The organism is Microcoleus sp. Pol17C6 (assembly GCF_036701145.1).
Classification (GTDB): Bacteria; Cyanobacteriota; Cyanobacteriia; order Cyanobacteriales; family Microcoleaceae; genus Microcoleus.
Map to the genome: position 1 here is coordinate 1 of NZ_JAUBQH010000058.1, position 6,353 is coordinate 6,353.

General features: G+C 43.5%; 8 protein-coding genes. 5 read left to right on the forward strand and 3 right to left on the reverse strand.

Annotation, left to right across the window (positions count from 1 at the left end):
- Nucleotides 1-261 precede the first annotated feature (261 nt).
- Nucleotides 262-783: a hypothetical protein gene (locus tag QUA25_RS22975; RefSeq protein WP_333041438.1), complete on the reverse strand. Its 522-nt coding sequence runs from the start codon at nucleotides 781-783 to the stop codon at nucleotides 262-264.
- 8 nt (nucleotides 784-791) lie between these two features.
- Entirely contained in the window at nucleotides 792-1,289 is a 498-nt protein-coding gene (locus QUA25_RS22980; protein ID WP_333041439.1) for a TIGR00725 family protein, read from the reverse strand.
- Between the two features lie 140 nt (nucleotides 1,290-1,429).
- Here QUA25_RS22980 and QUA25_RS22985 point away from each other — a divergent pair, with 140 nt between their 5' ends.
- From QUA25_RS22985 to QUA25_RS23005, 5 genes are all read left to right on the forward strand, one after another.
- Nucleotides 1,430-1,666: a hypothetical protein gene (locus QUA25_RS22985; protein WP_333041440.1), complete on the forward strand. Its 237-nt coding sequence runs from the start codon at nucleotides 1,430-1,432 to the stop codon at nucleotides 1,664-1,666.
- A 68-nt stretch (nucleotides 1,667-1,734) separates the two neighbouring features.
- Nucleotides 1,735-1,944, forward strand: coding sequence for a toxin-antitoxin system, antitoxin component, Xre family protein (locus QUA25_RS22990; RefSeq protein ID WP_333041441.1), 210 nt, complete (start codon nucleotides 1,735-1,737; stop codon nucleotides 1,942-1,944).
- Nucleotides 1,931-2,197: a type II toxin-antitoxin system PemK/MazF family toxin gene (locus QUA25_RS22995; protein WP_333041442.1), complete on the forward strand. Its 267-nt coding sequence runs from the start codon at nucleotides 1,931-1,933 to the stop codon at nucleotides 2,195-2,197. Before QUA25_RS22990 ends, QUA25_RS22995 begins: the two co-directional genes overlap by 14 nt.
- A gap of 126 nt (nucleotides 2,198-2,323) precedes the next feature.
- A complete protein-coding gene (locus tag QUA25_RS23000) occupies nucleotides 2,324-2,596 on the forward strand; it encodes a type II toxin-antitoxin system ParD family antitoxin (RefSeq protein ID WP_333041443.1) in 273 nt (90 codons plus the stop codon).
- Nucleotides 2,593-2,919: a type II toxin-antitoxin system RelE/ParE family toxin gene (locus QUA25_RS23005; RefSeq protein ID WP_333041444.1), complete on the forward strand. Its 327-nt coding sequence runs from the start codon at nucleotides 2,593-2,595 to the stop codon at nucleotides 2,917-2,919. Before QUA25_RS23000 ends, QUA25_RS23005 begins: the two co-directional genes overlap by 4 nt.
- A 253-nt stretch (nucleotides 2,920-3,172) precedes the next feature.
- Here the strand turns inward: QUA25_RS23005 and QUA25_RS23010 are convergent.
- On the reverse strand, nucleotides 3,173-6,353 hold a 3,181-nt coding region (locus QUA25_RS23010), incomplete at its 5' end, for a S8 family serine peptidase (RefSeq protein WP_333041445.1).

Consider the following 6,353-nt stretch of genomic DNA (forward strand, 5'->3'; position numbering starts at 1 on the left):
TCATTCTCTCCTGGCGCGGTGGCTCTAGTTCTTCTTTTGCCACCGTTCTCATCTTTGGTTAGTCTAAACTACAGTCAGAAGTTCGGTTCATAAAAATCATAATTTTAGGTGCGCCATCAGCACTTTACATTTATAGTCTAGGACGCAGGGGTGGCGAGAAACCTGGTTTTTAACCAAAATAATTGCTGAAAACAGTTAATCTCGGTTCAAAAACCAGGTTTCTTAGTGGGCGAGTGCGAGTGCGAACTAATTTAGATATTTTTAAGGAGAGGGAACTGGTTGCAGAAAATTGCTGCTGCCTTTATAACCGGATAAAATAGCAAGTTTTTCCAAAGATTGCCGGCCCGTGTAATATTTACCCCGAATTTCCCAAGTGGGATAAGCTTTAATATTGGCAGCTTTGCACAAATCTGGTTGAGCATCTTTGCCTCTGGGATCGCACTCTATGTAAGTAATTGCGGTAAATGCTTCTTTGCCGAAAAGTTCTTGTTGTGTTTGGCAGTGAGGACACCAGTAAGCACCGTAGAGTTTAGCTTTGATTGTCTGCAAATGGGTTGCTAAAGCTATTTGATCCGGCACGGATTCGCTGCGAATAGGTGGCGCTTCTTGTTCGGTAACAGGCTGTGCGAAAGGGGGAGGAGGAGGGAGGGTTTGTGCTACTTTTTGAGTGGATTTGTTGCTGAAACTGAAATGTGCAATTCTTCCGTCTGCTTTGGTACTGACGAAAATCCCCAAAGTCAGAAAAATGCCGATCGCACAAAAGTTGAATTTACTTAGTCTCATCTTGGATTTCATCTTGAATTTACTAGGATTTCGCGAGCTTGATTCATAGCCTCTACAGCAGTGTTTACCACAAAGATGTTAAATTGTGCTAAACCTTTAAAAAAAATTTGACTTTCGGCGCTGTGATTTAACAATATAACTTGTTTGTTAGCTTTGAGGGCGAGGGCAATTTCCGAAGCTGTGCCCGTCCCCATACCGCAGGCAATTATTACATCTGAAGAAAGAACGTTAATGTTATTTCTGGCGTTTCCCATATCGGTGACAATGGCAATATCTACAGATTCAGAAAGGCCGCGAGTGTCATTTCCCGGAAGGAGGCCGACTGTTAAACCGTTAGCTGATTTTGCTCCTTTGTTGGCGGCATCCATGACGCCGACATTTCTACCGCCAGTTAGCAATATCCATCCTGCTTCGGCGATCAGTTGTCCGAGTTGATAGGCGTTTTCTAAGTCGGTTGATGTGGCACTATCGCCGGGGCCCATGATGCCAATGATGATTTTTTTCATAGTTTTGGGGTAAATATGGTGTTATTAATACTTGCGAGTTTTTTGCACTATCTACAAATGTATGTTATCATATAAATAGTGGCTTGATAAAAACAGCTTTTGACACAACTAACTTCCTGAAGCTTCCTAGTATTTTTACTATGAAAGAGCAAACATTTAAACTAGATGAATCTCAGATACAATTTTTAGAACTATGTCAAAACTATGGATTTAAAGATTCTAGTGAATTGGTTAGAATAGCGATTCAACGGTTGGAATTAGCGTTAGAAACCGAGCAGTTGAAAGAATCGGCGATGCTCTATGCGGAAGTCTATGCAGAAGAGACCGAGTTACAGGAATTGGCGGAATTAGGTTTAGAAGAATGGTCGCAGGAATAAATTAAATTAAATTAAATTGATAGAATATAAAATGTAGGCTAAGTTAAAATTAACAAGTGAGAGATAACATGAGTGTAGCCCAAAACCCGGAAACAAAGCTGATGGAAAAAATCCGTAGTTTACCGCCCGATAAAATTACGGTATTAGAAGATTTTATCGATTTCCTTTTAACGCGAAGTGAAGATCGTCTTCTCGTTTATACTGCAACTAAACTCTCAGAAGCAGCTTTTGCTAAAATTTGGGATAACCCAGAGGACGCGGAGTATGACGAGTTATAATTTTGGTGATGTGGTTTTAGTTCCGTTTCCTTTTACCGATCAAACTACTAATAAAAAACGTCCAGCAGTTGTTATTAGTTCTGACGTTTATAATGCAGAATATCCCGATCGCATTCTTATGGGTATAACTAGCCAAGTTAGCAGTAGTCCGAAAGTCGGTGATATTATCATCACAGATTGGCGATCGGCTGGGCTTTTAAAAGCTTCTATGATTAAGCCTGTTATGATGAATTATGGGCGAGATCGTTTCTGAGTTTGGGTAAAAAAGGGATCTCGCTTTTCCCAATTTATTATAAAATTACACGTTGTGTGAGACTTGACAAAAAATGGCAAAATCTGCCATAATAAGATAACGAGTTAAATGAGGTAAGTAATACCCATGACAAGTATGAATATTTCTCTGCCTGACTCAATGCGAACTTATATAGAAGAACAGGTAGCCCAAGGGGGTTATAGTACAGCTAGCGAGTATTTTCGTGAGTTAATTCGCCAAGACCAAAAACGTAAAGCTTCAGAACGTTTGGAAGCGATGTTATTAGAGGGCTTGGAATCTGGAAATCCTACAGCGATGACGGAGGAAAATTGGATGGAGATTCGTCAAGCTGTGCGATCGCGTATTTCCCAGCAGCAGGGGTTGCAGGGAGAAAAATGACCTCGATCCAAAAACGTCCGCAAGTTATCCGTGATTTGATTGAATTAGCAACTTACATTGCGGAAGATAATATGGATGCTTCCGATCGCTTTCTTGTCGCGGCGGAAGAAACTTTTAAACAATTAGCCCAAACGCCAAAAATGGGAAAACGCTGTCAATTTTCTCATCCTAATTTAATCGATGTGCGACAACAAGCTATTCAAGGTTTTAGAAGATATCTGATTTTCTACCGTCTGATAGACTCAGGGGTAGAAATTTTGCGCGTGATTCACGGCGCACGGGACATCGAAGATATCTTTGATAATGTTGATGAGAATGAATAAATCTTTACTCTTGAGGTGGGAAGTTGAAGAGCGATCGCCCTTCTGAATTATTAGAAAGGGATCTCGCTCTTTTTTTACCGCAGATGGACGCAGATTAACGCAGATGTCAGAAGGGCGATCGATCGTTGGATGAATTATGGGCTAGATCCTTTCTGAATCTGGCTGATCGAGGGCGATCGCTCTTTTTGGATAGTTAACAAAGGGCGAGCGCTTTTATTTTTGGTGATATCTAGAGAGCAGGGACTCGCCAATATTAATCCTTCATTCCATTTCTGGATTTCCAATATGCTTCAAGAGGACTAATGGTTCGAGACAGAACATTTTGAACATTTTGAACGTAGTTCTTTTCAGTAAGAGCCAGTTTTTTTCCATTAATAATATCATTCCAATCTCCAACTGATTGGTTGATATTTAGAACAGAAAGATGTAAATGATTTAAATTATTCGTCGAAGCTAGTTTGGTTTTTCCTGCGATAACTGTATCTCCCTTTTTGACATTTATCGTTTCACTAAGATGACCATACCACCAACGACGACCTGTTTTATTGCCACTCTTGTCTAATTCATCAATAGCAATCCAGGAGCCATTACCAGAATGGAATTCTGTTGTGACAACTATTCCTCGAACTGCTGCCTTAACATCTGTACCTTTTGTAGCACCAATGTCTATACCAGAGTGTGCGCCTTTGGATGAATAGTAGCCGCGATCGAACGCATAACCAGTAGTCACAACTTTTGGACTACCAAAGATAGAGGTTGAAAGGTCTGCGTAGACTTTCTGAACATCACTTGGCATATCTATTTGCCAGTTATCACCACCTGAAAAATTGGGACTTTCATACTGGCCATACTGGGCGCTTTCACCACCAATTCTATCCCATTTATCGTCAATAGTTTTCTGCGCCCAACCTTTTTCGCCCTTTGTGTTAGCTGGCTTACTTAGGAAATTGTCCAAGACGGTTTCAATGTTAGGATAGTAATTCCCTGAAGAAACTGGTGGCGGTACCTCATTCCAAGAAAGGTCGAAGTTAGCGCTTGAATCTCGATCGTAGAAAAGGGCAACAACACGATACGTACCCCCTTCTTTTGGTTTGAATTCGTATTCTTTAGGAGTGCTGTAATACTCTTGCCACCAAGAGCGAGTATCTGGATTAATCGATGTATCTGTGATAGGAGTGATTAATTCCCACGCATCAGGCTTGTCAAGGGGTCTGGCAAATAACCGGAATCCGTCATCACCTCTGGCACTGAACTTGTACGTTTTATTAGCCTGAAAGTCCGTATCGGTGTAGGTTTTGATTACGAAGTTGTCGGCGGGGAACTTAGAATTACCAGCGGGAGAACCATTACCCCAATCAAATTTTAGCTCTTTTTTGCTGTTGGAGCCTAAATCAAAAGAACCAAGGAATTTCGATGTAGGAGTCGCCTCGCTTAGCTTTCCGGGTGGCTGGAGTTCACTGCCTCGATCCCACTTATAAACCTCTGCTTTCCAATTTTTTGAGATATCAACGTTAGCGCTAGGAATTGATGGAGGAGAAGACACATCTTTAACAAAAGACTCGAAAGCCTTAACCCCTCCAAAATCGACAGTAGCCACTTTGCTACCATTCCAAATCATAGAACCCTTCTCAAACAACTGTTTGATAAAGCCGTTAGCCTGTTCAACCTGATTTTGAAGTGGTTTACCCATCCGGCTTTCACCACCAATTTTGAGATATTCTTTGCCAATCTCTCCCACTATCTGAATCGGAGTCGGACTGGGAGTCAGAGTTGGACGTGGCAAAAGTATCGTATCATCAAGTGGTTTTACCTCCCCACTTAAACCCGTAAAATTCAAAACCGCCTCATAGGGATCGATCGCTGACCGACTTCCCTTATCAACCAGCACATAATAATTACCTGGTGCTAAGTTGGCCGTCCCATAAAGTATATTGGATGTCGGGGCCGCACTGGCGATCGTATTTCCATTGCTGTCATACAGCGTCGCACTACCTTCAAGAAAATTCACAGAGAATTGGAACAAAGGAATCGTTTGAGTGACAGTGAAACTTAACTTATCGGAAGTATTAGAACTATTTAACCATCCTACATACTTTCTCCGTCCATCTCCGACAGCATTCCAATCTTGCGTCGCCCTTTCCATTGGCGTGACTTTCCCTTCTCCATCCCAAGTTATAGGCGTGATAAACGGTGAAGGCGTGTAACTTTGTGGCGCTGTTTCCTTCGCCATTTGCACAGCTTTATTCAAATTCACCACCCCAAAACCCGTTTCTTTATCCCATCCGGGCTCCTTCAAATCGATCGCACTTCCGGTCAAAATGTCAATCACTTGGGTAGCATTCAAATCGGGATTACTCTCCCAAACCTTAGACGCCATCCCCGCCGCCTTAGCCGCCGATGCCGAAGTTCCCGCCATCGTGCCTAAATCATCGCCAACAGTCGATAAAGTCGGATTGTCGATCGCACCTCCCGGCACTAAAATATCCAAACCATAGCCGTAGCTGGAATAATCCGATCGCCCAAATCCATCAGATGAACCAACCGTGAGAATATTCTCAAACTCCTGGGAAGATTGACCCAAAACAGACATCACACCGCCGTCATTCCCAGCCGCAACAACTAACAGCACTCCATTCTGACGCGCATTTTCTAATGCCGCACGTTCTCTGGGTGTAAATTCGTAACGAGTGGTAATGCTTCCATCAGCATTCTTTTGAGTTAAATCGAGGGGAAGAAGTGCGATCACATTCTTCTTCTTTTGTGCTTTCGCCTCACCCACAAAATCAGTTAAAGCTAAATCCCATTCCCCAGAACCAATTGCCCGACTTAGGTAAATATTTGCTTTATCGTTGTAGCCGTCAATGCCTCGATCGTTGCCTTGAATCGCACTAACTAAACCCCAGCTAAATGTGCCGTGTTCGTTACCAGTGCCAGCAGTAAACAAAGGATTGCTGTCTTTGTCAATGCGATCGCGCCCCAATGTCACTTTAGAGTAATCCAAATCGGGATTGTTTGTCGCAAACCCAGTATCGATGATGCCGATAAATGCGCGATTTTCTGGTGGCGAACTAATCGGTAAATCGGGTTCAACAGGTGGTTCGGGGTCGATCGGCTGCGACATATCGTCGATCGGCGGAAGTTCAACTAGAGGCGGTTCCGGGGCGATCGTAGGCGGTTGCACCGGTGGTGTTGGAGGGGTCGGCAGCGTTGCTACAGGCGGTGTTGTCGCAACAGGCAGCGTTGTCACAGGCGGCGTTGTCTCAATCGGGGGCGCTACAGCAACAGGTGGTTTTGTCTCCACAGGAGGCGACGTTTCCACAGGCGGTGTTTCCACGGGTGGCGCTACAGCCACAGGCGGTTTTGTTTCCACAGTTGGCGTTTCCACGGGTGGCGCTACAGCCACAGGCGGTTTTGTTTCCACAGGCGGCGTTTCC

Coding starts and splice junctions, on each gene's coding strand:
- QUA25_RS22980 (WP_333041439.1), bottom strand. CDS start 1,289: ATGAAAAAAATCATCATTGGCATCATGGGCCCCGGCGATAGTGCCACA.
- QUA25_RS22975 (WP_333041438.1), bottom strand. CDS start 783: ATGAGACTAAGTAAATTCAACTTTTGTGCGATCGGCATTTTTCTGACT.
- QUA25_RS23000 (WP_333041443.1), top strand. CDS start 2,324: ATGACAAGTATGAATATTTCTCTGCCTGACTCAATGCGAACTTATATA.
- QUA25_RS22990 (WP_333041441.1), top strand. CDS start 1,735: ATGAGTGTAGCCCAAAACCCGGAAACAAAGCTGATGGAAAAAATCCGT.
- QUA25_RS23005 (WP_333041444.1), top strand. CDS start 2,593: ATGACCTCGATCCAAAAACGTCCGCAAGTTATCCGTGATTTGATTGAA.
- QUA25_RS22995 (WP_333041442.1), top strand. CDS start 1,931: ATGACGAGTTATAATTTTGGTGATGTGGTTTTAGTTCCGTTTCCTTTT.
- QUA25_RS22985 (WP_333041440.1), top strand. CDS start 1,430: ATGAAAGAGCAAACATTTAAACTAGATGAATCTCAGATACAATTTTTA.